This is a genomic window from Halopseudomonas salina (assembly GCF_014637955.1).
GTDB lineage: Bacteria > Pseudomonadota > Gammaproteobacteria > Pseudomonadales > Pseudomonadaceae > Halopseudomonas > Halopseudomonas salina.
This window is the reverse complement of record NZ_BMFF01000001.1, coordinates 733,299-759,652: the sequence shown is the minus strand read 5'-3', so window position 1 is coordinate 759,652 and position 26,354 is coordinate 733,299. Positions and strand designations below refer to the sequence as shown.

Annotated in this window: 22 protein-coding genes and 1 tRNA gene; 14 read left to right on the top strand and 9 right to left on the bottom strand. The window is 57.5% G+C overall.

Annotated features, from left to right (window positions below; all coding sequences use genetic code 11):
• Position 1 precedes the first annotated feature (1 nt).
• Genes sdhA through sdhC form a run of 3 tightly spaced genes read right to left on the bottom strand, consistent with a single transcriptional unit; the run spans position 2 to position 2,511 of the window.
• The gene (sdhA, locus tag IEV54_RS03650) at positions 2 to 1,774 is read right to left on the bottom strand and encodes a succinate dehydrogenase flavoprotein subunit (protein WP_150277192.1); all 1,773 of its coding nucleotides are present in this window, start codon (positions 1,772 to 1,774) and stop codon (positions 2 to 4) included.
• Positions 1,775 to 2,143 (bottom strand): succinate dehydrogenase, hydrophobic membrane anchor protein, encoded by a 369-nt coding sequence (gene sdhD / locus IEV54_RS03645; protein ID WP_150277193.1) that lies wholly within the window; start codon positions 2,141 to 2,143, stop codon positions 1,775 to 1,777.
• Positions 2,137 to 2,511: a succinate dehydrogenase, cytochrome b556 subunit gene (sdhC, locus tag IEV54_RS03640; protein WP_150277194.1), complete on the bottom strand. Its 375-nt coding sequence runs from the start codon at positions 2,509 to 2,511 to the stop codon at positions 2,137 to 2,139. Before sdhC ends, sdhD begins: the two co-directional genes overlap by 7 nt.
• Before the next feature lie 360 nt (positions 2,512 to 2,871).
• Between sdhC and gltA the strand changes: the two genes are divergently transcribed.
• Positions 2,872 to 4,146 carry a citrate synthase gene (gene gltA, locus IEV54_RS03635; protein ID WP_150277195.1) on the top strand — a complete coding sequence of 425 codons (1,275 nt, stop codon included), beginning with the start codon at positions 2,872 to 2,874 and terminating at the stop codon, positions 4,144 to 4,146.
• A gap of 189 nt (positions 4,147 to 4,335) precedes the next feature.
• Here the strand turns inward: gltA and IEV54_RS03630 are convergent, their stop codons facing one another.
• Complete coding sequence (locus IEV54_RS03630) at positions 4,336 to 4,587, bottom strand: YkgJ family cysteine cluster protein (RefSeq protein ID WP_150277479.1); 252 nt, start codon at positions 4,585 to 4,587, stop codon at positions 4,336 to 4,338.
• A gap of 11 nt (positions 4,588 to 4,598) precedes the next feature.
• The gene (locus IEV54_RS03625) at positions 4,599 to 5,471 is read right to left on the bottom strand and encodes an NAD(P)-dependent oxidoreductase (protein ID WP_150277196.1); all 873 of its coding nucleotides are present in this window, start codon (positions 5,469 to 5,471) and stop codon (positions 4,599 to 4,601) included.
• Between the two features lie 250 nt (positions 5,472 to 5,721).
• Here IEV54_RS03625 and IEV54_RS03620 point away from each other — a divergent pair, with 250 nt between their 5' ends.
• The 3 genes from IEV54_RS03620 to ppnP all read left to right on the top strand — a co-directional run bounded on the left by IEV54_RS03620 (position 5,722) and on the right by ppnP (position 10,282).
• Positions 5,722 to 6,774: an efflux RND transporter periplasmic adaptor subunit gene (locus IEV54_RS03620; protein WP_150277197.1), complete on the top strand. Its 1,053-nt coding sequence runs from the start codon at positions 5,722 to 5,724 to the stop codon at positions 6,772 to 6,774.
• Positions 6,767 to 9,931 carry an efflux RND transporter permease subunit gene (locus IEV54_RS03615; protein ID WP_150277198.1) on the top strand — a complete coding sequence of 1,055 codons (3,165 nt, stop codon included), beginning with the start codon at positions 6,767 to 6,769 and terminating at the stop codon, positions 9,929 to 9,931. Before IEV54_RS03620 ends, IEV54_RS03615 begins: the two co-directional genes overlap by 8 nt.
• Before the next feature lie 69 nt (positions 9,932 to 10,000).
• Positions 10,001 to 10,282: a pyrimidine/purine nucleoside phosphorylase gene (gene ppnP, locus IEV54_RS03610; RefSeq protein WP_150277199.1), complete on the top strand. Its 282-nt coding sequence runs from the start codon at positions 10,001 to 10,003 to the stop codon at positions 10,280 to 10,282.
• A 27-nt stretch (positions 10,283 to 10,309) separates the two neighbouring features.
• Here the strand turns inward: ppnP and IEV54_RS03605 are convergent, their stop codons facing one another.
• Positions 10,310 to 10,753, bottom strand: coding sequence for an acyl-CoA thioesterase (locus IEV54_RS03605; protein WP_150277200.1), 444 nt, complete (start codon positions 10,751 to 10,753; stop codon positions 10,310 to 10,312).
• A 124-nt stretch (positions 10,754 to 10,877) separates the two neighbouring features.
• On the opposite strand from IEV54_RS03605, the gene IEV54_RS03600 reads away from it, so the two are divergent.
• Positions 10,878 to 13,130: an Orn/Lys/Arg family decarboxylase gene (locus IEV54_RS03600; RefSeq protein ID WP_150277201.1), complete on the top strand. Its 2,253-nt coding sequence runs from the start codon at positions 10,878 to 10,880 to the stop codon at positions 13,128 to 13,130.
• A 41-nt stretch (positions 13,131 to 13,171) separates the two neighbouring features.
• On the opposite strand, the gene IEV54_RS03595 is transcribed toward IEV54_RS03600, so the two are convergent.
• From IEV54_RS03595 to IEV54_RS03585, 3 genes are all read right to left on the bottom strand, one after another.
• Positions 13,172 to 13,247 (bottom strand) — tRNA-Ala (locus IEV54_RS03595).
• 220 nt (positions 13,248 to 13,467) lie between these two features.
• Positions 13,468 to 14,940: a glutamate--tRNA ligase gene (gene gltX, locus IEV54_RS03590; protein ID WP_150277202.1), complete on the bottom strand. Its 1,473-nt coding sequence runs from the start codon at positions 14,938 to 14,940 to the stop codon at positions 13,468 to 13,470.
• 60 nt (positions 14,941 to 15,000) lie between these two features.
• A complete protein-coding gene (locus IEV54_RS03585; RefSeq protein ID WP_150277203.1) occupies positions 15,001 to 15,948 on the bottom strand; it encodes a LysR family transcriptional regulator in 948 nt (315 codons plus the stop codon).
• 105 nt (positions 15,949 to 16,053) lie between these two features.
• Here IEV54_RS03585 and IEV54_RS03580 point away from each other — a divergent pair, with 105 nt between their 5' ends.
• The 9 genes from IEV54_RS03580 to tssE all read left to right on the top strand — a co-directional run bounded on the left by IEV54_RS03580 (position 16,054) and on the right by tssE (position 26,264).
• Positions 16,054 to 17,085 carry an HlyD family secretion protein gene (locus IEV54_RS03580; protein ID WP_150277204.1) on the top strand — a complete coding sequence of 344 codons (1,032 nt, stop codon included), beginning with the start codon at positions 16,054 to 16,056 and terminating at the stop codon, positions 17,083 to 17,085.
• A complete protein-coding gene (locus IEV54_RS03575) occupies positions 17,078 to 18,622 on the top strand; it encodes a DHA2 family efflux MFS transporter permease subunit (protein WP_223825414.1) in 1,545 nt (514 codons plus the stop codon). The genes IEV54_RS03580 and IEV54_RS03575 overlap by 8 nt, the downstream gene beginning before the upstream one ends.
• Before the next feature lie 124 nt (positions 18,623 to 18,746).
• Positions 18,747 to 20,030 carry an NAD(P)/FAD-dependent oxidoreductase gene (locus tag IEV54_RS03570; protein ID WP_150277205.1) on the top strand — a complete coding sequence of 428 codons (1,284 nt, stop codon included), beginning with the start codon at positions 18,747 to 18,749 and terminating at the stop codon, positions 20,028 to 20,030.
• 207 nt (positions 20,031 to 20,237) lie between these two features.
• The gene (locus tag IEV54_RS03565) at positions 20,238 to 20,648 is read left to right on the top strand and encodes a PA2779 family protein (RefSeq protein ID WP_150277206.1); all 411 of its coding nucleotides are present in this window, start codon (positions 20,238 to 20,240) and stop codon (positions 20,646 to 20,648) included.
• A 4-nt stretch (positions 20,649 to 20,652) separates the two neighbouring features.
• On the top strand, positions 20,653 to 21,600 hold the full coding sequence (locus IEV54_RS03560; protein WP_188434306.1) for a PA2778 family cysteine peptidase: 948 nt from the start codon (positions 20,653 to 20,655) through the stop codon (positions 21,598 to 21,600).
• A gap of 650 nt (positions 21,601 to 22,250) precedes the next feature.
• Positions 22,251 to 23,831 carry a type VI secretion system protein TssA gene (gene tssA, locus IEV54_RS03555; protein WP_150277481.1) on the top strand — a complete coding sequence of 527 codons (1,581 nt, stop codon included), beginning with the start codon at positions 22,251 to 22,253 and terminating at the stop codon, positions 23,829 to 23,831.
• 18 nt (positions 23,832 to 23,849) lie between these two features.
• Positions 23,850 to 24,359 carry a type VI secretion system contractile sheath small subunit gene (gene tssB, locus IEV54_RS03550; protein ID WP_150277208.1) on the top strand — a complete coding sequence of 170 codons (510 nt, stop codon included), beginning with the start codon at positions 23,850 to 23,852 and terminating at the stop codon, positions 24,357 to 24,359.
• Positions 24,360 to 24,380: 21 nt separating this feature from the next.
• Positions 24,381 to 25,856, top strand: a complete 1,476-nt coding sequence (gene tssC / locus IEV54_RS03545) for a type VI secretion system contractile sheath large subunit (RefSeq protein ID WP_150277209.1) — start codon at positions 24,381 to 24,383, stop codon at positions 25,854 to 25,856.
• A gap of 3 nt (positions 25,857 to 25,859) precedes the next feature.
• Positions 25,860 to 26,264: a type VI secretion system baseplate subunit TssE gene (gene tssE / locus IEV54_RS03540; RefSeq protein ID WP_150277210.1), complete on the top strand. Its 405-nt coding sequence runs from the start codon at positions 25,860 to 25,862 to the stop codon at positions 26,262 to 26,264.
• Positions 26,265 to 26,354 lie beyond the last annotated feature (90 nt).

Below are 26,354 nucleotides of genomic sequence, written 5' to 3'. Positions count from 1 at the left end.
CTTAATAAGTCCGGATCTTAGGTTCAAATGTCGGAACTGTCTTCGGTGTGAAGTTCACCGCCCGCTTTTTCAACTCTTTGGTCGCGGGCATGTACAGGCTGTGACACAGCCAGTTTTCATCATCACGATCCTCATAGTCTTCGCGGGCATGCGCACCCCGGCTTTCTGTGCGCAGGTTGGCAGCAACAGCTGTCGCCTCGGCCACTTCCAGAAGATTTTGCAGTTCCAATGCTTCGATACGCGCAGTATTGAACGCCTGGCTCTTGTCATCGATCTTGACGTTGTTGATCCGCTCGCGCAGATCGGCCAGTTGCTTGATGCCTTTTTCCATGAACTCGCCGGTGCGGAACACACCGAAATAGTTCTGCATGCAGTTTTGCAGCTCTTTACGTAGCGGCGCTACTTCTTCGCCGGTGGTACGACCGTTGAGTGCATCAAGGCGCTTGAGTGATGCCTCGATATCAGACTCGGAAGCGGAGCGATGCTCGATGCCTTCCTTCAGGGCGCTTTCCAGGTGCAGACCCGCAGCACGCCCGAACACCACCAGATCCAGCAGCGAGTTACCGCCCAGACGGTTCGCACCGTGTACCGATACGCAGGCCACTTCACCTACCGCAAACAGACCTTCGATGATCTGGTCCTGGCCGTTGGCGTCCTGTGTGATTGCCTGACCATGAATATTGGTGGGAACGCCACCCATCATGTAATGGCAGGTTGGTACAACGGGGATAGGCGCAGTAACCGGATCCACGTGAGCGAAAGTCTTGGACAGTTCGCAGATACCAGGCAGGCGGCTATGCAGCACTTCTTCACCCAGGTGATCAAGCTTGAGCATCACGTGATCGCCGTCTGGACCGCAACCGTTACCGGCGAGGATTTCCTTGACCATGGAACGGGCAACAACGTCACGACCAGCAAGATCCTTGGCGTTGGGCGCATAACGCTCCATGAAACGCTCACCGTGCTTGTTGATCAGATAACCACCTTCACCACGGCAGCCCTCGGTTACCAGCGTACCGGCACCGGCAATACCAGTGGGGTGGAACTGCCACATCTCGATATCCTGAACCGGGACACCTGCGCGCAGCGCCATACCGATACCGTCGCCGGTATTGATCAGAGCATTGGTGGTGGAGGCATAAATACGTCCCGCGCCACCAGTCGCCAGAACAGTGGCCTTGGCTTTGATATAGGCAGTCTCGCCAGTTTCAATACAGATAGCGACCACACCGACAATCACACCGTCCTGATTCTTGACCAGATCGACCGCATACCATTCGTTCAGGAATGTGGTGTTGTGCTTGACGTTATTCTGATAGAGCGTGTGCAGCAAAGCGTGACCAGTACGGTCGGCGGCAGCACATGTCCGGGCAGCCTGAGTGGGATTGTCCGGCCCCTTGGACTGACCACCAAAGGGGCGCTGATAGATACGACCCTGCTCGGTACGTGAGAACGGAAGCCCCATGTGCTCGAGCTCGAAGACTGCTTCCGGACCTACCGAACACATGTACTCGATTGCGTCCTGGTCACCGATATAGTCGGATCCCTTGACGGTATCGTACATGTGCCAGCGCCAGTCATCATTCGGATCGGCTGAGGCAATAGCACAGGTGATGCCGCCCTGGGCGGAAACCGTGTGCGAGCGGGTCGGGAATACCTTGGTAACCACGGCAGTCTTGTGACCGCCCTGAGCCAGTTGCAATGCAGCGCGCATACCGGCGCCACCGCCACCAATGATGATGGCGTCAAAAGTCAGTGTACGAATGTTAGCCATTTAGATACCCCAAAGAATCTGTACGCCCCAGACGAAGAAGACAAACATCGCAAGCCCGCACACTGCCTGAAATAGGAAGCGCACAGTCGTTGCCCATTTGCCCAATGCCATGGGAGTAAGGTAGTCAGTTGAAATGGTCCACATTCCGACCCAGGCATGAGCGCTAAGGGCCACCAGTGTGAGCAGACTGAAGATGCGCATCCAGTTCTGACTGAACAGACCACGCCACTCTTCATAGCCAAGACCCGGATTGAATACAAGATAACCCAGCAAAAACAGCGTGTAGAGCGCGAGCACTACCGCCGAGACGCGTTGCGCCATCCAGTCATACAGACCACTACGCGACAGGTTGGTGACATTGGTTACCATATCCATACCCCCAGAAGAACAATCACGATGACGGAAATCACAATAACTACCTGCGAGCCGCGCTTGCCGCTCTCCAGGCCCTCACCCACGCCCGCATCCATTACCAGGTGACGAACACCGGCAATCAGATGGTAAAGCAGCGCAGACAACACACCCCAGGTCACCAGTTTGGCGAGAGGGTGTTGAAGGATGGACTGGGCTTGCTCAAATCCGCTTTCGGAATCCAGTGACACATCCAGCAACCACAGCATAAATGCAATGGCGATGAACATGATGATTCCCGAAATACGATGAGCAATCGACGTCCAGGCGGTGACAGGCAGTTTGATTGTCCTGAGATCCAGGTTTACAGGTCTTTTGCTATTCACGGCTATATTCACACTCATGGCCCTTTTATAACTCAGGGCTGGATTATAGGAAGGTGCACTATTATGGGTACCCCAGCGGCCTGTTGCATGACTCTCAAGGAGAGCCAATAAGCCACTTTGCCGGTGGTGGAGTATAGAGACTTGACCCCCTGATTACAATGCAACCGCACCCTTGGAAGGCCCTTGTTACAACACTCCCGGCGTTGGGCGCATGTTTCGAGTGCGCAAATAAAACCTTTTTATCCTCCTGATATCCATTCACTATCTGTAGAATTGACAAACCGATTTATCACCTTATAGTGATGCGGGCCCTGCCTAGGGGGGGCGCATCCTTTCGATACCAGCAAACAGGAGGCCGAAATGGCTGACAAGAAGGCGCAGTTGATGATCGAGGGCAATGCCCCAATCGACCTGCCAGTATATTCAGGCACTCTCGGGCCCGATGTTGTGGATGTGCGTGGACTGACCGCCGAAGGGTTCTTCACTTTTGACCCCGGTTTCATGGCTACTTCGTCCTGCGAATCCAAGATTACCTTTATTGATGGTGAGAAAGGTGTGCTGCTACACCGCGGCTACCCCATCGAACAACTGGCTGAAAATGCCGACTTCCTGGAAACCTGTTACCTGCTGCTCAAGGGCGAACTGCCCAACGATGCAGAAAAGGAAGTATTTGTCAGCACCATCAAGAATCACACCATGGTGCACGAGCAGCTCAAGACATTCTTCAATGGCTTTCGCCGCGACGCTCACCCGATGGCCATCATGTGTGGCGTAGTCGGAGCCCTCTCGGCCTTCTATCATGACTCGCTGGACATCAATGATGCGCATCATCGCGAAATCTCCGCGATCCGTCTGATTGCCAAGATGCCCACCCTGGCAGCGATGGTTTACAAGTACTCCATGGGCCAGCCCATGATGTACCCGCGCAACGACCTGTCGTACTCGGAAAACTTCCTGCACATGATGTTCAACACGCCATGTGAGGAAAAGAAGGTTAATCCGATTCTGGCCAAGGCCATGGATCGCATTTTCGTTCTGCACGCCGACCACGAGCAGAATGCTTCGACCTCGACCGTACGCCTGGCCGGCTCCTCCGGTGCCAACCCCTTCGCCTGTATCGCTGCCGGTATCGCGGCACTCTGGGGCCCCGCTCATGGTGGCGCCAACGAAGCAGTTCTGACCATGCTGGACGAAATCGGTGATGTATCGAACATCGAAAAGTTCATCGCCAAGGCTAAGGACAAGGACGATCCGTTCAAGCTGATGGGCTTCGGTCACCGCGTATACAAGAACTTCGATCCGCGCGCCAAGGTCATGAAGGAAACCTGTGACGAGGTGCTGGCCGAGCTGGGCATCAATGATCCGCAGCTGGAGCTGGCCATGAAGCTGGAAGAGATCGCGCGTAACGATCCCTACTTTGTCGAGCGCAACCTGTACCCGAACGTCGACTTCTACTCGGGCATCATCCTCAAGGCCATCGGCATCCCGGCCTCGATGTTCACCGTGATCTTCGCCACCGGCCGCACGCCTGGCTGGATCGCGCACTGGAACGAGATGATCAGCAGCCCCTACAAGATCGGCCGTCCGCGTCAGCTCTACACCGGCGCCACCAAGCGCGACTACCCAAAGAAGTAGGCCGCAGCTAAAAAAACCCGCTCAGGCGGGTTTTTTTAGCTCCAAGCTCCAAGCTCCAAGCTCCAAGCTCCAAGCTCCAAGCTCCAAGCGGCAAGCGGCAAACGGCAAGAAAAAGCATATGTCCGTGGAATAGCCGGGGCTTGCTTTTCTTGAAGCTTGAAGCTTGAGGCTTGCCGCTTGCCGCTGGGATTACCCCGTCTGCGACTCCCACCATCCTATAATACGCAACGCCTCAACCTGCGAATCACCGCAGACCTCTTCATCTGCCTTAAACCCGGAACACACCGCTGGCCGGTCAGGGTGACCGAAGATGCGGCAGCGGTATTGCTCATCCAGCTGAATACAGACGACACCCGCGGGCTTGCCAGCAGGCATACCCGGGATCGGGGAAGTAATCGAGGGCGCAATGCAGCAGGCCCCGCAGCCAGGTCGGCAGAGCATGGACATGAGTCTTACTTTTCCCGATCCAGGCGGGCGATCAAGCTGGAAGTATCCCAACGCCCGCCACCCATCGCCTGCACGTCAGCGTAAAACTGATCAACCAGCGCGGTCACTGGCAGACGTGCGCCGTTATGCCGTGACTCATCGAGCACGATGGAAAGATCCTTGCGCATCCAGTCCACTGCAAAACCGAAATCAAACTCTCCTGCCAACATGGTCTTGTGACGATTTTCCAGCTGCCAGGATTGCGCCGCTCCCTTGCTTATCACTTCCATGGCAGCCTCTCCATCAAGACCAGCACACTGGGCGAAATGCAGCGCTTCGGCGAGGCCCTGCACCAAGCCGGCAATGCATATCTGATTGACCATCTTGGTCAACTGGCCTGAACCGGCAGGCCCCATCAGCTTAAGCATTTTGGCGTAGCTGTTGATCACCGGGCGGGCAAAATCGAACACCGATTCTTCACCCCCTACCATGACCGTCAGCTTGCCGCTCTCGGCGCCCGCCTGCCCGCCGGAAACTGGCGCATCGAGAAACCCCAGACCGCGCTCCCGCGCCAACCCGGCCATCTCTACCGCGACATCTGCAGATGCCGTAGTGTGGTCGACAATCACAGTGCCGCTGCGCGCACCCTGTAAAACGCCCTGCTCCCCCGTCATCACTTCGCGCAGATCATTATCGTTGCCCACACAGAGCATCACGAAGTCCTGCTCGGCAGCCGCTTCGGCGGGGGTCGGAGCAGCTCTACCACCATATTCGGCTACCCAGGCGTCAGCCTTGGAGGCTGTACGATTGTAAACGCAGACCTCATGGCCCGCTCGCTTGAGGTGCCCGGCCATGGGGTAACCCATAACACCGAGCCCGATGAATGCAATGTTGGCCATAAAGCCTCCGGAAATTGCCGCAAGTTTCAGGCCGGAGAAAAGTCACGGCCGCCCCTGCGGGATATTAGGTTGTGTTGCGCATGATAGCAGTCAACAAGAGGGCACCGGCTGTTTTGCTGTTCACTGCAAATGAAATTGCGAAGGTGACATGTCTTGCTAACAATCTGTACGCCAAGGTCGCCCGTTGTTCATATCAACGCCACGATTTGCAGGCTACCATATGAGAATATTTCTCAAAAAAGGCTAGTTCATGCGCCGCCTCTCTCCCTCGCTCCAGGGCATCCTACTAGGCATCGTTGCCTCTAGCCTGATCGCCTGCAGCCCAGAGCCACCGGAGCAGCGAAAGCAGACCGCCACACCCATTGCCGCATTTGAAGTGACCAGGCGTGACCTGTCTCGGCCCCTCCGGTTGGCGGCGACCGTCGAACCTGCCGTAGTGATAAGCCTCGCCGCAAGGACGGAAGGTACCGTGCGGGAGATTCTGGTTGAGGAAGGAGACCGGGTGGAGGCGGGACAACTCATGGCTCAGCTGGACGTCGCCGAAGCCGCAGCCGAGCTCAGTCGCGCTAAAGCTGTGATGGCGTCTGCCCAGCTGGACTTTACCCGAGCCACGGAATTGAAGCGCCGAGGTGTGGCCAGCCAGATCGAGTATCAGGCAGCCGATGTGGCACTGCAGGTTGCTCGCAGCGAACGTGAGCTGTGGCAGAGCCGCGTTGACTACGGACGTATCGAAGCTCCACGCGACAGTACGGTGGTCATGCGACACATCGAACCCGGCGAGGCTGTCGAAGCGCAAGACACCCTATTTGATCTCGCTGACCTAGATCACCTGGTACTCCGGCCGGGTATCTCCGAGCTGGATGTCGTTCACTTGCAGGTGGATCAATTACTGCCCGTCAGCGTGGATGCCCTGCCCGAGCTGGATCTGGAGGGTCGAATACGGCGCATATTTCCCGCTGCAATTGGCGCCAGTCGCCTGATAACAGTGGAGGTCACGTTGCCAGGCAACGCCTGGGATGAGGGCATACGGCCCGGCTTTCTGGCACGCATCGAGAGCGCAATTGACCGTCGCCCAAACACACTTGTGGTTCCTGCAGCGGCACTTGGCAGTGAAGGAATCCAACAATATCTCTACCTCATCGAAAATAACACCCTGGTGAGACGCGAGGTTGAAATCGGCATCACCCGAGACAGGTGGGTCGAGGTCCTTGGCGGGGTTGAGGCAGGCGACATGGTTCTCGCCAGCAGTCCGATCGACATGCTCGATGGGCAACAGGTACAGATAGTGGCGCAGCATGACTGACTCCCCTCGCGGCTCCGGGTTAACCGGCCTGGCTATCAGACGTCCGGTTGGCACCCTGGCTCTCGCTTCAGTGGTACTGGTGATCGGGCTGTACTTTTTACAACGCCTGCCCATTGATCTGCTGCCCGCGATCGACTATCCGCAGATCAGGGTCAGCGTTGAGTATCCTGGGGTCTCGGCGGAAGTGATCGAGCAGCAGGTGACACGGGTATTGGAGCGCAGTCTGGCTTCGACCGAGAATCTGGTGCGCATCAGTAGCGAGGTAGAGGATAGCGAGACGGATCTGGACCTGACATTCGAGTTCGGCACCGACCTGGATCTGGCGCTGCAGGACGTAGCCCGGGGTCTGGAACAGGCAAGAGCGTTGCTGCCCAACATTGATCCGCCACGTGTGCGAAAGTTCGACCCCGGCCAGGAGGCTGTCTGGCAGGGCGGATTCAGTTCGACCGTACGCAATGAAGCAGCCGTGAATGACTGGATCGAAAACACGCTGACGCCGCAACTGATCGGTATTCCGGGAGTTTCCTCAGTGGAAGCAACCGGCGGCATGGTGCGTGAAATAGAGGTCGTGGTAGACCAGCAGCGCCTGCTGTCCTACGGCATATCAATGGCCGACGTCGGTGCCAGTCTGGCGGCGCAGAACAGGGATTCCGCGATTGGCCGGGTGACGTCAGATCTGTTTGACGTTGCAGCCAAGACTGAAGGGCAGTTTACTTCCCTCGAGCAGATCGAGAACCTGTTACTGCCCCTGCCCCGCGAAGTTTCACGTTATGGCAGCAATATTCGTCTTGATGACGTAGCCGACGTGTTTGACGGCAGCCGGCGCCAACGGGTTTTCGCTCGACTGAACGCAAGCCCCGCATCACAAGTCTCCATCTACAAATTACCCGGCGCCAATACTGTAGCCGTTGCGGACTCGGTACGCGATACGCTCGCCCGCCTGGAGCGCGGCGGCTTCGTTCCACCGGACATTCGCTTCCGCGCAACCCAGGACCCGACCTATTTCATCCGTGGCGCACTGGCCAGCGTCAGCGCCGCGGCGCTGATCGGGGGCAGTCTGGCGATGCTTGTTGTTCTGCTTTTCCTCGGTAGCCTGCGCAAGGGATTTGTCATCGGCCTGTCGATTCCAATCGCACTCATGGCCACCTTCAGTCTGATGGGAGTGAGTGGCCTTACGCTCAACATCATCAGCATGGGTGGTCTCGCACTGGGCGTCGGGCTGTTGCTGGATAACGCCATCGTCATGCTGGAAAACATCTACAGACACCGCGATAGCCTTGGCAAGTCACCCGACGACGCGGCCAGCGATGGTGCCAGCGAAGTGGTGTCTGCAATCACCGCGGGCACCCTGACCAACCTCGCCGCCGTACTTCCCTTCCTGCTAGTCAGTGGTATTGCCGCGCTGGTATTCCGGGAGATGATTCTGACTATAGCCTTCGCGATCATTGCTACCTTGCTCGCAGCGCTTTCACTCGTGCCGACCCTCGCTGCACTCATGGGGAAAATCAGTTTCAAGAGCGGCCTGGAGACCAGCGCTCCAGTTCGTCATTTTGGCCGACTGGTCTCGTACCTGCGTTCAGCTTACTCACGGGTACTCCCTGGCGTATTGCGTTGGCGCTGGGGTGTGATGGCTCTGGCAACCGCGTTGTTGGCATTATCGGCATGGACCTTTACGCAGTTGGGCAGCGAATTCCTGCCGCAACTTGACGACGGCAGCGTGCAGATACGTATTACGCTACCTGCCGGTACGCCGCCCGACCGAACCCAGGAGATATCCCGCCAGGTAGAGCAACTACTGCTTGAGCGCGAACACGTGGATACCGTCTTTACGCTGGCAGGGGGCGCCCTTTGGGGAGGCGTGGTCAGCGAACGCGCCGGCTCAGCCATTTTCCTGATCCAGCTTATCCCCGCTGGCGAGCGGCCTGGAGTATCAGCCGGAATCTGGATAACCGAAGCCAGACAGGCTGTAGCCGCATTGAAACTGCCAGGGGCCACTATCAGCGCGCGGCCACCACAGATCCGTGGATTGCGCTTCACCAGCGACGGCAATGACCTGGTGATTGGCGTCAGCGGCCCGGACCTGGACGAGCTGCAGCGGATTTCCAGTGAAATAGGTCAACGCCTGGAGGGTATTCCCGGACTGGTCGGGCTGGAGACTGGCTCTCAGGATCAGGCTCCTCTGCTACGCCTGTTTGTCGACCGGCAACGGGCAGCGCAATATGGCATGCGCGTAACCGAGGTTGGCGAGGCCATACGCCAGGCCGTAGACGGGCTGGTAACTACTCAATACATAGATGGCGACCAGGAGTACGACATCCGGGTCCGGCTACCCTATGACACCATTGAAAACGCCGAGGACCTGGGAAACCTGAGAATCTCCCGCGGCCAGGACGAACCCGTGCTACTGCGTGATGTCGCTACCCTGGAACTGGGCGAAGGGCCTGCTGAAATCTATCGGGAAAACCAGAGCAGGGTCATGCGGGTGGTGGGCGATATCAACACCAGCATCTCTGATGTGGGCACCGTCATGGCTGAGGTGGAGGCCCGTCTGGCGGATCTCGAGCTTCCCGAGCGCTACAGCCTTATTACTGGAGGGCAATGGGAAACCATACAGGAGACCAACCGGGAAATCGCACTGGTCGTCATGTTGTCCATTTTCCTGGTATTTGTAGTGCTGGCGGTGCAATACGAGCGATTGAGTAATCCGCTGGTGATTCTGGCTGCGGCTCCTTTGGCTCTGGTAGGCGTCAGCCTGATCCTCTGGGCCACATCCACGCCCGTGTCATCACCAGTGCTGATAGGCCTGATACTGCTGATTGGTATCGTGGTCAATAATGCGATCCTTCTGGTCGAATATATAGAACAGGGACGCCGCGAGAGCGATCTGACCGTAGTCGATGCCATAGTCAAAGCGGGTAGCGCCCGACTGCGTCCGATTCTGATGACCACCCTGACAACTGTTCTGGGCATGCTGCCACTGGCTATCGGCCTGGGTGAAGGAGCCGAGATCATGCGTCCTCTGGCACTGACCGTAGTGGGTGGCCTGACGCTGTCGATGGTCCTGACGCTGTTCGTCGTACCCTGCCTTTACATGATCGTCAATGCCACGGCAGAGGGTCTCGGACGACGCCTGACGCGCAGCAATTCCATGGCATGAATGCATTGCCGAGTGCACACTGAGGTCGGCATACTACCCGCCCTAACCACGCTCCGGAGGAGCTCAAAGATGTTCAGCGTCAACCAGTACTTTGAAGGCAAGGTTGCATCCATCGGTTTCCAGCAACCCGAAGGCGCGGCGACCGTAGGCGTGATGGCGCCGGGCGAATATGAGTTCGGAACCAGCCAGCTGGAAATCATGCACGTAATCACCGGACAGCTGACGGTAAAATTGCCGGGAAGCGAGCAGTGGGAAGACTTTGCCGGTGGCAGTCAATTCACCGTACCGGCCAACAGCAAATTCAACCTCAAGGTTGAACAGGATACCGCCTACCTGTGCGAGTACCGCTGAGTCTTGCCTGACCAGGAGCGGTCGTCTTCAGCCGACCGCCTCCTCCACCAGAGCCTTGCCATAATTCTCGAGAAAAACGGGTGGCATGCGTCGGGGTTTGCCCGTCGACAATTCAATGCAAGCGAATGTGGTGCGAGCACGCAATAGCGTGGCACCATCTGATTTGCGGCACAGCTGGAAATGCCGCGTCATCCGCAGCTTGCGGTCCCAGTGGATAATCCAGGTAGCCATGACCAATTCGTCGCCCAGGTAACCCGCCGCCAGATAATCAATTTCATGACGCACCACTGCCATCGCCCGATCCAGCTGCCGATACTCGTCCAGACCGAGGCCCAGCGACATGGAATGACGCCAGGCGCAACCTTCGAGCCAACGCACATAGACCGTATTGTTGGCATGGCCCAGGGCATCTATGTCGTCTGCCTGAACAGTAATGTCCAGGGTATAGGGGTTATCCAGGTCCCATTTCACAATTAGCCACTCCAGCCGGTTATTCCGTAAAGCCGCAAGCATAGCATTTTTGCCGGCTCATACTGGCTTGCGGCCTGGCGGTCCAGAGTCGACACTGGGGAGAATATTCGATGGAAGCGCCCAAATGTTCAAGCACCTGCATTTTCCGATTCTGGTCATTAATCCGCATATCGGGCGTACCGATGTAGCCGGCACGCAGCTCGCGGAACTGTTCACCGCCCTGCGCCTTGAAGGTTTCGAAGTACTGGCTACCGCCTCTACCAATGAAGGCCGGCAGATTGCCGAAGCGCATCGGGGCCTTTCCTGCATCCTGTTCACAGCAGACCAGGAAGGCGATCTGGAGCAGGTGCGCGCCCTATTTCAAGCCGCCCACTCGCGCTCACCGGAGTTGCCTATCATGGCACTCAGTACCAGTCAGAATCTGGATAACGACAAGTTGACCGCGCTGCGCGATCTCCATCAGTTGCGTGGCATCATCTATCTTTTCGAAGACACCCTTCCATTTATTGCCGGCCAGATAGCCCGAACCGCACAAGCCTATCTAAGCAATCTGCTGCCACCTTTCTTCAAGGCATTACTGGATTACACCGGCCGCGCAAGCTACTCCTGGCATTCTCCCGGGCACGGGGGCGGCGTTGCATTTCGCAAGAGCCCGGTAGGCCGCGCCTTCCATGATTTTTTCGGCGAAAACACGCTGCGCTCTGACCTTTCGGTCTCCGTACCCGGCCTGGGCTCGCTGCTTGACCACAACGGTCCGATTGCCGCCGCTGAAGCCAACACAGCACGCACATTTGGCGCCGATCACGCTTTCTACGTGGTCAACGGCACCTCGACTTCGAACAAGATCATCTGGCATGCATTCGTCAGCCGGGATGATGTGGTGCTGGTGGACCGTAATTGCCACAAATCGATACTTCACGCGATCATCATGACCGGCGCGATACCCGTATATCTCACCGGTTCGCGCAATGACTACGGCATCATCGGCCCGATTACCTTGGATTCCTTTGCACCCGACAACCTGAAGCGCCGACTAGCCGAGCACCCACTGCTGCAGGGCCGTGAGGCGAAAATCCGTCTGGCGGTGCTGACCAACTCGACCTACGACGGCCTTTGCTACAACGCGGAACTGATCAAGGACGAACTGGAAGACGCGGTAGACGTATTGCATTTTGACGAAGCCTGGTATGGCTACGCAGCGTTTCACGAGTTTTACGCAGGCCGCCATGGCATGGGCAGCAAGCGCGGCTTTGAACGCGCCAGGCACCCCCTGGTGTTTGCCACCCAGTCGCCACACAAGGTGCTGGCAGCCATGTCCCAGGCTTCGATCATTCTGGCCGAAAACAGCATCGACCAGCAGCTCGACCTGGAGCGCTTCAATGAAGCCTTCATGATGCACACCTCGACCTCGCCCCACTACGGCATCATCGCCTCGATCGACGTCTCCACCGGCATGATGGCGGGTGAACCGGGGCGATCCCTGGTACAGGAAACGCTGGACGAGGCTTTGTCCTTCCGCCGCGCGATGCAGCAGACAGCAGAGCGGCTGGATGAAGACCAGTGGTGGTTCGATGTGTGGGAGCCGGAGGACGCGCTGGAATCGGACACGCTCGAACCACGCGACTGGACACTGGATGCCGACGAAGCGTGGCACGGCTTTGGCGATATGGCCGATAACTATGCCCTGCTGGATCCGATCAAGGTCACGCTACTGACCCCGGGGGTCGAGGAGCACGGCCGCCTGGCCAGGAGCGGTATTCCTGCGACTGTGGTCACCCGTTTTCTCGCTGAGCGCGGGCTGGTGGTAGAGAAGACCGGCCTGTACTCCTTTCTCATCCTGTTCTCTCTGGGCATTACCAAGGGCAAGTGGAGCACGCTGGTATCGGAGTTGCAGGAATTCAAGCGCCTGTATGACAGCAATGCGCCCCTGACAGCGACCCTGCCCGGGGTGGCTGCAACCGGCCATTATCGCGGACTGGGTTTGCGCGAGCTGTGCGAGCAACTGCACGGATTTTACAAGGAGCAGCGAATGGTGCGAACGCTGCGGCATATCTACACCGAACTGCCGGAGATGGTGGTGAGACCCGCCGATGCGTACCAGCAAATGGTGCGCGGGCAGGTGGAGATGGTGCCGCTGGAGCAACTGGCGGGACGCATCAGTGCAGTGATGCTGGTGCCCTACCCGCCGGGTATTCCGGTGATCATGCCCGGCGAGCGCTTCCCCGCCGATAGCAGTGCTATTACCGATTTTCTACAGATAGCTCAGCGCCAGGATACACACTTTCCGGGTTTTGAGAGCGACATCCACGGCTTGCGCAGCATCCACGACAAAGAAGGCGGCAAGGTATTCTGCGTGGATTGTTTAACGCAAATGTGAAGCAAAAAAAAGGACCGACAATAAATGTCGGCCCTTGGTAATGGTGGAGCTATGCGGGATCGAACCGCAGACCTCCTGCATGCCATGCAGGCGCTCTCCCAGCTGAGCTATAGCCCCGTCTCTAGGACGGGGCGCATATTATGATTCGTGCACCAGACTGTCAACAGAATTTTACGCAAAACAGCGACTTAAGCTTCAAGCTTCAAGCTTCAAGCCGCAAGTTAAAACCAAGCGGGCGAGCCGCGAGCTCCTTGGGCCGTCTCCTGGCAACAATATGTTGTAGCGCTCGGACAGCTTGCGGCTTGAAGCTTGCGGCTTGCCGCTTATCTAGGGCGCCTCAGCGCGCCAGGAGTTTCTCCCAAGCCTTCGCTTCCTTCTTCGACGTCCCACCCAGCAGCTCCAGAGCCTGCCTGAGACGAAAACGCGTAAGATCCGGCCCGAGGTGGGCCATGGCATCCAGAACCGACACTGACGCGGCCTGTCCGGTGATGGCCGGGAACAACAGCGGCATCAGATCGCGCAGCTTGAGCTGCAACAGCTCGGCAATCTGCTGGATGCTTGCGGTAATATTTTCCTTGTCCCACTGGCGGGTGGCTTCCAGCTTCCAGAGCAGCAACTGCAAAGCCTGACGTACCTCGTCAGCATTGAGCTTCTTGTGCTCGAACAGCACGGCATCGGGATTGACCTTGCCGGCCATGAAGAAGCCGGCCAGGGGTACCAGATCGCTGAACGTTTCGACGCGGCTCTGTACCAGTGGGATCATCGGCTTGAGGTACTCGGGGTTCAATGCCCAGGTCTGTACCGCCTCAGCGAATGCTTCAACGGATAATTCCCGTATCCACTGGCCATTGAGCCATGCGAGCTTGTCCACGTCGAAAATCGGTCCGCCCAGGGACACGCGCTGGATATCAAAATGCGCGACCATCTCATCCAGAGAGAACTTCTCGCTTTCATCCGGCATGGACCAGCCCATACGACCGAGATAGTTCAGCAATGCCTGGGGCAGATACCCCATGCGCTCGTAGAATGTGATGCTGGTGGGATTCTTGCGCTTGGACAGCTTGCTCTTGTCCGGGTTGCGCAATAGCGGCATGTGGCAAAGCTGCGGCATATCCCAACCGAAGTACTGATACAGCAGCATGTGCTTGGGCGCAGAGTTGATCCACTCCTCTCCGCGCAGCACGTGGGTAATCCCCATCAAGTGGTCGTCGACCACGTTTGCCAGGTGATAGGTCGGCAGGCCATCGGCCTTCATCAAGACCTGCATATCGACCTGCTCCCAGGGAATCTCGACCTCGCCACGCAGCATATCTTGAACGCTGCAGATACCGGTCTCGGGAACCTTCATGCGCACTACATGGGGCTCGCCGCTGGCAACGCGCTCACTCACTTCAGCCGCAGGCAGGTGCAGGCACAAACCATCATAACCGGGCGTCTGCTTGTTGGCCGTCTGCTCCGCACGCAGGGCATCCAGGCGCTCGGTGGTACAAAAGCAGCGGAATGCATGCCCGGCACTGATCAACTGCTCACTATGTTCCACATAGATAGCACTGCGCTCGCTCTGGCGATACGGGCCGTGGGGGCCACCGACGTCCGGACCTTCATCCCACTCCAGGCCCAGCCAGCGCAGCGAATCGAGAATCTGCTTCTCCGATTCTGCGCTGGAGCGCACCTGATCGGTGTCCTCGATGCGCAAAATGAATTGACCACCGTGCTGGCGCGCGAAGCACTGATTGAACAAGGCGATATAGGCAGTGCCCACATGGGGGTCGCCAGTGGGAGAAGGCGCAATACGGGTACGGACAGTCATGAATTCTCTCGTAATAGTGAATCGCGGGCGGCTCTGCTGTCAGGGCCAGGCTAACCGGGATCAGGGTTGCAAATCGTCTTGCTCGGCTGCAGATAATATCAGCGGCTCGGCCCCGGCCTCTACTTCCTCACTCAGGTATTTCTCCAGACTCTCGATCATGAAATCGATAAACGCTTTGACCTTCATAGCCTGGAAGCGACGCGAGGGATAAAGGGCGTAGAGTTCAGTCGAAGGCAATACAACCTGTTCCAGAACCCGGCATAGCTGGCCCTGTTCAACGTAAGGCTCGGCTATAAAAGCTGGCACATTGATGATGCCTGCTCCGGCGATCGCCACCTCGCGGGCAAAGGTAATATTGTTCGCGGTGAGTACCGGTGTTATCTGGACACTGACATTTGGCTCGTTGAAATGCCACTTGCGACCGCCATCCATGAGGGTATTGATGCAACGATGCTGGGTCAGATCCTCGGGGCGCTTGGGCATGCCGTGCTGAGCAATATAATCGGGGCTGGCAAACAGCTGTCGAGGGCTGGTCATCATCGGTCGGGCAACCAGACTGGAGTCCTGAAGCCGTCCACGGTGAATCACCACGTCAATACCCTCTTCAACCGGATCTATAGTACGCGTGGTCAGCTCCACTTCCACCTGAATCGCCGGATAGCGGCACATGAATTCGCCCACTACCCGCCCGAGAAACAGTTGGCCAAACTCGATGGGCGAACTGACTCGTAACAACCCCGTCGGCTCACTCTGCAACTGCATGATGGCCTGCTCGGCCTCGGCGAACTCCTGCATGATCTGCCTGCAGCGCTCATAGTAGGCCTGGCCTACCTCGGTTAAACGTAACTTGCGGGTAGTTCTGTTCAGTAATCGCACACCCAGGCGCTCTTCCAGCTGGGCTATACGGCGGCTGACTGTCGACTTCTGCATGTTCAACGTCAGCGCAGCACTGGTGAAGCTGTGACATTCCACTACGCGGGTAAAAATAAGTGCGTCATCCAATCCCATTTTCAACTGTTCCTGTAGTGCAACAAAGTGTCCGGATTCTACCCCCTCTCTAGCGAGGTGCAACAGTGCTAGAGTGCTGGCCAAGAATAAAAATGAGGAAAAACCATGTCAGCCCGAGTGCGCACGCGTCTGTTGTTATTCTTCCTCGTCGCAGGGCTCGTTGGTGGCGCCTTTTTTGCCAATTGGTGGCTTGTCGGGCGACATTACCAGAGCACCGACAACGCTTATATTCACGCCGAGATCGCCCGCGTCAGTAGCCAGTTGGATGCCCAGGTAATCGAGGTACTGGTTGCCGACAATCAACTGGTTGCAGCCGGTGATCTGCTAGTCCGCCTGGACCCGCGGGATTTCGAGATTGCGCTTGCCCATGCACAGGCAAATCTCGCCACACGCCAGGCAGAGCAGCGTGAAGCCCAGTCACGACTGGCGCAGCAAGATAGCCTGATCGCCTCCGCGAAGGCCGATATAGAAGCCCGCCAGGCAGAGCAGAAACGCATACAGCTGGATATCGACCGGATCACGCCGCTGCGTCAATCGGGCTTTGCTTCCGAAGAACAGCTGAGCAATTATCGGGCGCAACGGGACGTCGCCAGGGCCCAGGTGCGCAGAGCAATTGCCGATGCTCAGACTCAGACCCTGACCAAGGACAGCCTGAACGCTGATATCGCCCGCCTGGATGCCATGGTGGCGGCCGCTGAAGCGGACATTCGCGGTGCAGAGCTGGACCTGCAACGTACCGAGATCCGCGCCCCCATTGCGGGCCGTATTGGTCAGCGTAGCGTGCGCGTAGGTCTCAATGCCCAACGGGGCGCCCATCTGTTGGCGTTGGTGCCACAGCAGGCTTTATGGGTCCAGGCCAACTTCAAGGAAACCCAGATCGAGGGCATTCGCCCCGGTCAGGAGGCCATACTCACATTCGATGCCTTTCCCGGTCAGGAAGTACCCGGATACATCGATAGCCTGTTCCCGGCATCAGGCGCTCAATTCAGCCTGTTGCCGCCGGACAATGCCACCGGCAACTTCACCAAGGTAGTGCAGCGTATTCCGGTCAAGATCCTGATCGACGATGCGCACCCGCTCAGCACAAATCTGCGTCCTGGCATGTCAGCCGAAGTGAAGGTGTCACTGCGTGACTGAAGCTGTCGTAGAACGGGTCATTCCGCCACCGTCGCGACGTGACTGGATAGCCATTCTCAGCGCAATTCTGGGCGCCTTCATGGCGATTCTGGACATCCAGATAATCAATTCCTCCCTGCGGGATATTCAGGGCGCGCTCTCGGCCACCATCGAGGAAGGGTCCTGGATTTCCACTTCCTATCTGGTAGCAGAAATCATCATCATTCCGCTGGCCGCCTGGCTGACCATGGTGATGTCCGCACGGCGTTTTGCGGTGGTGATCTCTTCATGTTTTGTTCTTGCCTCACTGCTCTGCTCCCTTGCCTGGAGCCTGGAAAGCATGGTGGTGTTCCGGGTCCTGCAGGGTCTGGCCGGCGGGGCATTGATTCCCTTTGCATTCATGCTGGTGTTGACCAAGCTGCCTCCGCCAGACCGTCCCAAGGGCATGGCCATGTTCGCCATTACGGCGACATTCGCCCCCTCGATCGGACCTACGATTGGTGGCTGGCTGACGCAGAATTACGGCTGGGAATACATCTTCTATATCAACATCGTCCCTGGTCTGCTGATGATCGCGGGGCTTCTCTACGGGCTGGAGAAGTCACCACCGCGCTGGGAACTGCTCAAGCAGGGCGATTATCTTGGCATTCTGACCATGGCCTTGGGCCTCGGTTGCCTGCAGGTGTTTCTGGAGGAAGGTCATCGCAAGGACTGGCTGGAATCGAACCTGATGCTGGCGTTGGCCGTCATTGCCTTCATGAGCCTGGTGACCTTCGTGATTCTGCAGCTGTCCCGACCCAACCCGCTGGTCAACCTTCGACTGTTCAAGGACCGCAACTTCCTGTTTGGCAGTCTGGCCAATATCGGTCTCGGCGTAGGCCTATATGGCACAGTGTTCGTGTTACCCGTATATCTCGCACAGATTCAGGATTACAACGCATTGCAAATCGGTCAGGTCCTGATGTGGATGGGACTACCTCAATTAATGATCATCCCCCTGGTGCCAATGTTAATGCGGCATGTGGATGCTCGTCTGATCTGTGCAACCGGCTTCTCGCTATTCGCCTTCGCCAGTTTCTTCAGCGGCTCCCTGAGTCTTGATTTTGCGGGCGAACAATTCATCGGAATCCAGATTTTCCGGGCCATCGGGCAGCCGATGGTACTGGTACCCATGTCCATTCTGGCTACCGCCATGATCCCGCCATCGCAGGCTGGCTCAGCTTCCAGCCTCTACAACATCCTGCGCAACCTGGGCGGGGCCATAGGCATCGCCGCCCTGGCAACTATTCTCGACAGTCGGGCCAAGTACTATTTCGATTTTTTGCGCGAATCAATCGTGCCAGGCAACCCTGCAGTTCAGGAGCGGCTTGACCTCCTGACCCGTCAGCTCGGTGACCCCCAGGCAGCTTTCATGGTTCTCAATAACCAGGTGCATCAACAGGCGCAGATCATGGCCTATAACGATGCATTTCACCTGATCGGCATCATGTTGGCCTGCTCCATGGTGTTTATCCTGATGGTGCGCCCGATACCCCATGCTCCGCAGGATCCCAGCTGAGTATTGTAATTTTTTTTGATCGCCCTATGGCATTACCCCTGCACAGGAGCTAGCATCTGCCAATTGATGTAAAAAATATGCTACATCTGCTGGTAAATATATAGCCTCGCTAAAAGGGTAACCCATGGCTCAGACGAACCATACCTCCTCGTATTACGCCGCTTCCGCCAATCCGACGCCGGAACGTCCCCCTCTGCAGGGCAGCCACGAAACCGATGTGTGTATCATCGGCGCAGGGTACACCGGCGTATCGACAGCCCTTTTTCTGCTCGAAAAAGGCTTCAAGGTAACCATCCTGGAGGCCGCACGCGTCGGCTTCGGCGCATCTGGGCGCAATGGCGGCCAGATCGTCAATAGCTACAGCCGCGACATCGACGTCATCGAACGCAGCGTCGGTGCCAAGCAGGCCAAGCTGCTGGGCGACATGGCCTTCGAGGGTGCCCGCATCATTCGTGAACGCGTGGCCCGATACAACATTGACTGCGACCTGAAAGACGGCGGTGTCTTCGCGGCGGTTACGGCAAAACAGATGCAGCATCTGGAAGCCCAGAAAGCGCTTTGGGAGCGCTATGGCCATACGCAGTTGGAACTGATGGATACCCGGCGCATACGGGAGGTAGTCGACACTGACGCTTATCTGGGCGGCATGCTCGACATGAGCGGTGGCCATATACACCCTCTCAACCTGGTGCTCGGCGAAGCAGCGGCTGTCGAGTCCCTGGGCGGAGTCATCCATGAGCAGTCACGCGTAATTCGAGTCGTTCAGGGTGCCAGGCCTGTGGTACACACCGAACAGGGGCAAGTGACCGCCGATTTTGTGGTTGTGGCCGGCAATGCCTATCTGGGCGGGCTGATTCCGCAACTGGAAGCCAAATCCATGCCTTGCGGTACCCAGGTGATCACGACCGAACCCCTTGGCGATGCGCTGGCCCAATCCCTGCTCCCCCAGGATTATTGCGTGGAAGACTGCAACTATCTGCTCGACTATTACCGATTGTCTGCCGACAAACGATTGATATTCGGCGGCGGCGTTGTGTACGGCGCGCGTGACCCGGCCAACGTTGAGGCCCTGGTGCGACCCAACATGCTGAAAACCTTCCCGCAGCTCAAAGACGTCAAGATCGACTACGCCTGGACCGGTAACTTCCTGCTCACGCTCTCAAGACTGCCGCAGGTTGGCCGCCTGGATAACAACATCTACTATTCCCAGGGCTGCAGCGGGCATGGTGTTACCTACACGCACCTGGCAGGCAAGATTCTTGCTGAAGCCATCCACGGCCAGTCTGAACGTTTCGATGCCTTTGCCACACTGCCCCATTACCCTTTCCCCGGCGGTCGCCTGTTTCGTGTGCCCTTCACTGCGATGGGCGCCTTGTACTACAAGATGCGCGACCGGATGGGCTGGTGAGTACGGCTGTACCTCGTAGACGGGCGTGACATATTTCACGTTTTAAAGAACGCAAAGGAACTTGAGCCGATTTACAGGATCAATCATCACGATAGCAGCTCGGTTTTAAGAGTATGCTGCGGATGAGGGCCGAACTTTCGGCCCTTTCGGGCGAGCGATTTGTGCAAGCGAATACGCGAACTCAATGATAATAACGAGGATCAGGCTATGACTTTTACCGCATCTACCAGACGTTTTCTCTCGATCATGCTTACTGCATTGTTCCTGCTCACTACCGTGACCAGCGTACATGCCCAGGCATCCATGATCGGTACCCATGATGTCATCAACCAGGAACAGGCAAGTGTTGATCGCGAAGCGCTCAAGGGCATGCTGTCCGATGAAGCTGTGCAGGAAAAAATCGCTTCCATGGGTGTTTCTCCCGAACAGGTAGAGCAGCGCATCAACAGCCTCACCGCTGATGAACTGGCCTATTTCAATGCCCAGCTTGACGAAGCTCCAGCTGGTGCAGGCGGCGGCATTCTTGGTGTGATCGTACTGTTCCTCGTCATCTTCATCATTACTGACCTGTTGTGCGCCACCAACGTCTACAAGTTCGTTAACTGCATCAACCGCTGATCCAGTGCCACGTATCAGGCATCTGATCGTACTGCTAGGGCTGACAGCATTGCTGTCAGCCTGTGCAGGGCGACCCATAGCAATACCCCCACCTGAAGCCTTCGCTGATCTACCCGCGAAACGCCTTCTCCAGCAAGTTCCCTTTTATGCCCAGGATGCCTATCAGTGCGGTCCTGCGGCGCTCGCCATGGTTCTCAACCACCGAGGCGAACAAGCAACACCCGAAGCCCTCAAGGATCGGGTTTACATTCCCGAGCGCAAAGGCACCCTACAGGTCGAACTGGTCGCAGCCGGCCGCGAGCGCGATCTGCTGGTCTATCCCCTGGCCGGGAGACTAGAAGACGTAATAGCCGAGATCGATGCTGGCAATCCCGTGCTGGTCATGCAGAACCTAGCCCTCGACTGGCTGCCCCAATGGCACTATGCAGTGGTCATAGGTTACGACCTGACTGAGCGCGAAATGATTGTGCACAGCGGCCTCAATGAAGCACAGCGTGAACCGTTCGAGGTATTCATGCGTACCTGGCAGCGCGCCGACCGCTGGGCCCTTGTCATGGTGCCGCCAGACACACTTCCCGCTACTGCCGAACCCCTGCCCTACCTTCTCGCTGCCAGCGACCTGGAACAGACAGGCAGGCTTGATAGCGCTGCAACCGCTTATCAGCTCGCTCTGCAACGCTGGCCCGACCAGGCCACAGCGCGTTTCGGTCTGGGCAACGTGGCCTGGGCACAGGGACGCAAGCAGGAGGCCGTGGAGCACTTCCGCACGCTGGTGACCGACTTTCCCGAGCTCGCCGCGGGTTGGAACAACCTTGCATTCACGCTGGAAGCCACAGGCTGTAAAAAGGCCGCAGAAGCGGTCAGACGCTGCTCCCAAGCCGCTGACAAAGACAAGTCTGCATTCCCCCTGTCAACAGCGGGTCAACAATGCCCGATACCCGTTTGTAATTGAATGACATGGCTGCGAAGGACGACACAAATTGGTGTCGCCTGATTTATGCGTCAGATAGGCTCTGAGCGCGCGCGATGTAAACAAAAACACCTGCATGAAAACCCCGCTTTTCATATCGCGAAATTGCATTACTTATTAAAAATAAAATGCGGACCTAACAAATGACGTCAAGTGCAACATATAAAATGTGCGGAACGCTTCACAAACACTGCTAGAGAGCATCTCAGATACGTCAATTTTGCGCCGACCCATCACTGAAAAATAGTCACAATAAAAACAATGAGTTACGTATATTTTTGTAGAAAAAATGCAGGGTCGGACTAATAAAACCCAGGTACATCTATTACCAGCCAGTTTTCTGACGTTAATTTTTGCGCTTATCGATATTTGTTCATAAAGCAAAACAGTTCACAGTTTAACGTCTTGCTACCCCTCCCTCCCGAGAATAGGATACACCCCGTTCACCGCACTAATGCGCAACTTATTGCACAGAGAAAGTGCGCAAAAAGTTGCGCATTCAAACTTTAATGTGCAACTACCTGCGCATATTTTGCGGCTCTAGTATTTAAAGAATATATTCGCCTATCAGATACTCAGCCAAGGATTCGTGCTGTCAGGTATGCGAAGTGTCAGGGAACGACTATCTCAACATGCTCGCAAATCAGTACATCGAACTGGCCAAAACCCCTATCAGCGCCGAGCACTTCTGCGGCGAGGACGTGCGCTACTCTGCAGAATTCGAAGCTCTGGAGTTGGAGCTGGCCAAGATCGACTCCCTGCATGCCACCACCGGCCCGGATTGGAGCGCGATACGTGAGGGCAGCGAAAGCCTCCTTCAGCAACATTCAAAGGATCTTCGTGCAGCCGTATGGCTGACCTGGAGCCTTTACCAGAGTGACTCCTACTCCGGCTTGCAGGCAGGTATCGCCGCACTGGCCTACCTGTGCACACAGCATTGGGAAGCACTTTATCCACGCAAGCCGCGTACTCGACAGGCCGCATTCGGCTGGCTTCTACCCAGGCTTGAACAGGCCATAGCTAAAGGCGCAGATGCCCCGGAACGGATCGAGCCGGCGACGATCAGCGCCCTGAGCGCACAACTCAGAGAACTCGACGCGTGCTTGTCAGCACAGATGGCATCCGGGGCACCGCTGCTTCTGCCACTGTGTCGCCGGCTTGACGAGTTGGCTGCGCGGACTGTGCCGGCAGCGGTTGTTCCGGCTCCGACCGCACAGCAAGCCGCCAGCGCCACGGTTACACCGATCCACCGCCAGGTAAATACTGGACCCGCAGAAATCAGCAATGCCCGGGACGCCCAAAAGGTGCTGCGCGCATTGCAGGACCAGGGTCGTAATCTGTGCGATTGGTGGCTGGATCAGTCTGCCACTGACCCACGCGCGATTCGCCTATCCCGGACGCTACTCTGGCTTCCAATCGATTCATTACCCGAGCACGACGCCCACCAGCAAACGCCCCTGCGCGGCCTGCCTGCAGACCGGCTTGCCGCCTATGCCGAGCGGCTAGGACAAAATTTGAGCCCGGATCAGCGCAGCAAGCTGCTGAGCGAACTGGAAACCAGTGTGGCCAAATCTCCGTTCTGGCTAGATGGCCAGCGCATGGTTTGGGAATGCCTGGAAGCTCTGGGCGCTCACGAGGCCCGCAGCGAATTAGAGGCGCAGGTCCGCCTGTTGCTGACGCGCCTGCCCGGGCTGGAACAGCTGCGGTTTCACGACGGCGACGCCTTCGCAGACGAACAAACGCAGGCCTGGCTGGCCGCCTCCGTCACCACGGTTCCGGATCGTCCAGTCAATGCAGCGATCAACGTCCAAGGCAACCAGCAGGCTCCCTGGGATGAGTCACTGAATACCGCTATCACTCTGACCCGCAAGGATCATCTCAAGGCCGGCGTCGCCATGCTCAAGCAGGGCATGCAGACCGCTAGCAATGAGCGCGAGCGCTTCCACTGGCAGTTCGCACAAGCGCGGCTATGCCACATCGCCAAACATTACGAACTGGCCGCTTACCAACTGGAAGCGCTGGCTCAGACCCTGCAGGAGACAAGGCTCGATCGCTGGGAGCCAGAGCTGGCAATCAGTGTTCTGCAATTACTCGCCGACAGTTATCAGCGTCTGCCGCGCAAGCAGGCCGCGGCAGAACGTCGTCAGGAAGTTTACCAACGCCTTTGCCACCTCGACCTCGAGGCAGCACTCGACCAGACCCCAGGGTCATAAACCCCAATGGAGAACAGCATGGCCAAAGAAGGCTCAGTAGCCCCCAAGGAACGCGTCAATGTCACTTTCACCCCGACCCACGGGGGCGCTCAGGAGGAAGTCGAGCTGCCACTGAAACTCATGGTCCTCGGGGATTTCACCCAGCGCCCGGATGATCGCACCATCGAGCAACGCAAGCCGATCGCGATCGACAAGAGCAGCTTCGATGACGTGCTGGCCAAGCAGGAGCTGAGTCTCGGCTTCACCGTGCCCAATCGTTTGCAAGACGACAGCAACAGCGATGCTTCGCTGAATGTCGATCTGCGCATCAACTCCATGAAGGACTTCAGCCCGACCAGTCTGGTGGATCAGGTTCCGGAACTGCAGAAGCTGATGGAGCTGCGCGACGCACTGGTAGCGCTCAAGGGCCCGCTGGGCAACGCTCCGGCTTTCCGCAAGGCGATCGAAAGCGTGCTCAGTGATGACGCTTCCCGCGACCAGGTTCTTGCCGAACTCGGCCTGACTGCCCAGCCCACGCCTGACAATTGATCATCTGACAAGGACGCCACCATGAGCACCCAAGCAGCAGCAGAGAACGGGCAGCAAGCCGAAGAAACCAGCATCCTCGATCGCATCATCGCGGAAACCCGTCTGACTCCGGACGATGAAGCCTACGGCATCGCCCGGCGTGGGGTTTCGGCATTTATCGGCGAACTGCTCAAGCCGCAGAACGACAAGGAGCCGGTCAAGAAGGCCATGGTCGACCGGATGATTGCCGAGATAGACGCCAAGCTCAGCCGGCAAATGGACGAGATTCTGCACCAGCCCGAGTTCCAGGCTCTGGAATCCGCCTGGCGCGGCCTGCAGATCCTGGTTGATCGCACGGATTTTCGCGAGAACATCAAGCTCGAGATCATCAACGCCTCCAAGCAGGACCTGCTCGAAGACTTCGAAGACAGCCCGGAAATCGTCCAGTCCGGCCTCTACAAGCACGTATATACCGCCGAATACGGCCAGTTCGGTGGCCAGCCGGTCGGTGCGCTGATTGCCAACTACTTCTTCGACCCCAGCTCCCAGGACATGAAGACCCTGCAGCATGTGGCTAGCGTGGCAAGCATGTCCCATGCGCCCTTCATCGCCGCTGCCGGCCCCAAATTCTTCGGTCTGGAAAGCTTCACCGGCCTGCCTGACATCAAGGACCTGAAGGACCACTTCGAAGGTCCGCAGTTTGCCAAATGGCAGGGTTTCCGCGAGCGCGAAGATGCCCGTTATGTCGGCCTGACCCTGCCGCGCTTCCTGCTGCGCAACCCCTACGATCCGGAAGACAACCCGGTACGCAGTTTTGTCTACAAGGAAAACGTCGCCGGTAGCCACGAGCATTATCTGTGGGGCAATACCGCGTTCACCTTTGGTACCCGTCTGACTGACAGTTTTGCCAAGTTCCGTTGGTGCCCGAATATCATCGGCCCGCAGAGCGGCGGCGCAGTAGAGGACCTGCCCCTGCACCATTTCGAAAGCATGGGCGAGATCGAGACCAAGATTCCGACCGAAGTGCTGGTGTCCGATCGCCGTGAATACGAGCTGGCCGATGAGGGCTTTATCGCGCTGACCATGCGCAAGGGCAGCGACAACGCTGCTTTCTTCTCGGCCAACAGCACCCAGAAGGCCAAGTTTTTCGGTAACAGCGAAGAAGGCAAGGCAGCGGAACTGAATTTCCGCCTGGGTACGCAGTTGCCCTACATGTTTATCGTCAACCGCCTGGCCCACTACCTCAAGGTGCTGCAGCGCGAGCAGATCGGTTCCTGGAAGGAGCGCACGGATCTGGAGCTGGAACTGAACAAGTGGATCCGCCAGTACGTCGCAGACCAGGACAACCCCAACCCCGAGGTGCGTGGTCGCCGCCCGCTGCGCGCGGCACAGGTCAGCGTCACCGATATCGAAGGCCAGCCGGGGATGTATCGGGTCAACCTCAGCGTGCGCCCGCACTTCAAGTACATGGGCGCCGATTTCACCCTGTCGCTGGTCGGGAAGATGGAAAAGGAATAACCGATGAGCTACGGCAGCCTGTTCGAGCGTCTGGCCGGTGAAACGACTAGACGCGCCGGTTGGAGTCACGACCAGGCGGTAGTCGCCTCGATCGCCGCGCACCTGGCCAAGATGCTCAGTACCCGTGCGGGCAGTGTTCAGGCCCTGCCGGACTACGGGCTGCCCGATCTGAATGATATGCGCCTGTCGCTGCACGACTCGCTGCAGCAGGCGCGTATCGCGATCGAAAGCTTCATCGAGCGGTACGAACCCAGACTGAGTCAGGTGCGTGTGGTCGCGTTACCCCGCGACCACGACCCGCTCAACCTGTCATTCGCGCTGGAAGGCATGGTCGATATGGATGGTCATCGACGGGCCGTCAGTTTCACTGCGCGGCTCAACGGCAGCGGTCAGGTCCAGGTTCGCTAGAAGGCCCATTTCAGGCCGGAAAGACACCATCAGGTAACACATTTATCCGATCGCCGCGGTCAGGCGATCCGCATTCGTGCACGAGGAAGA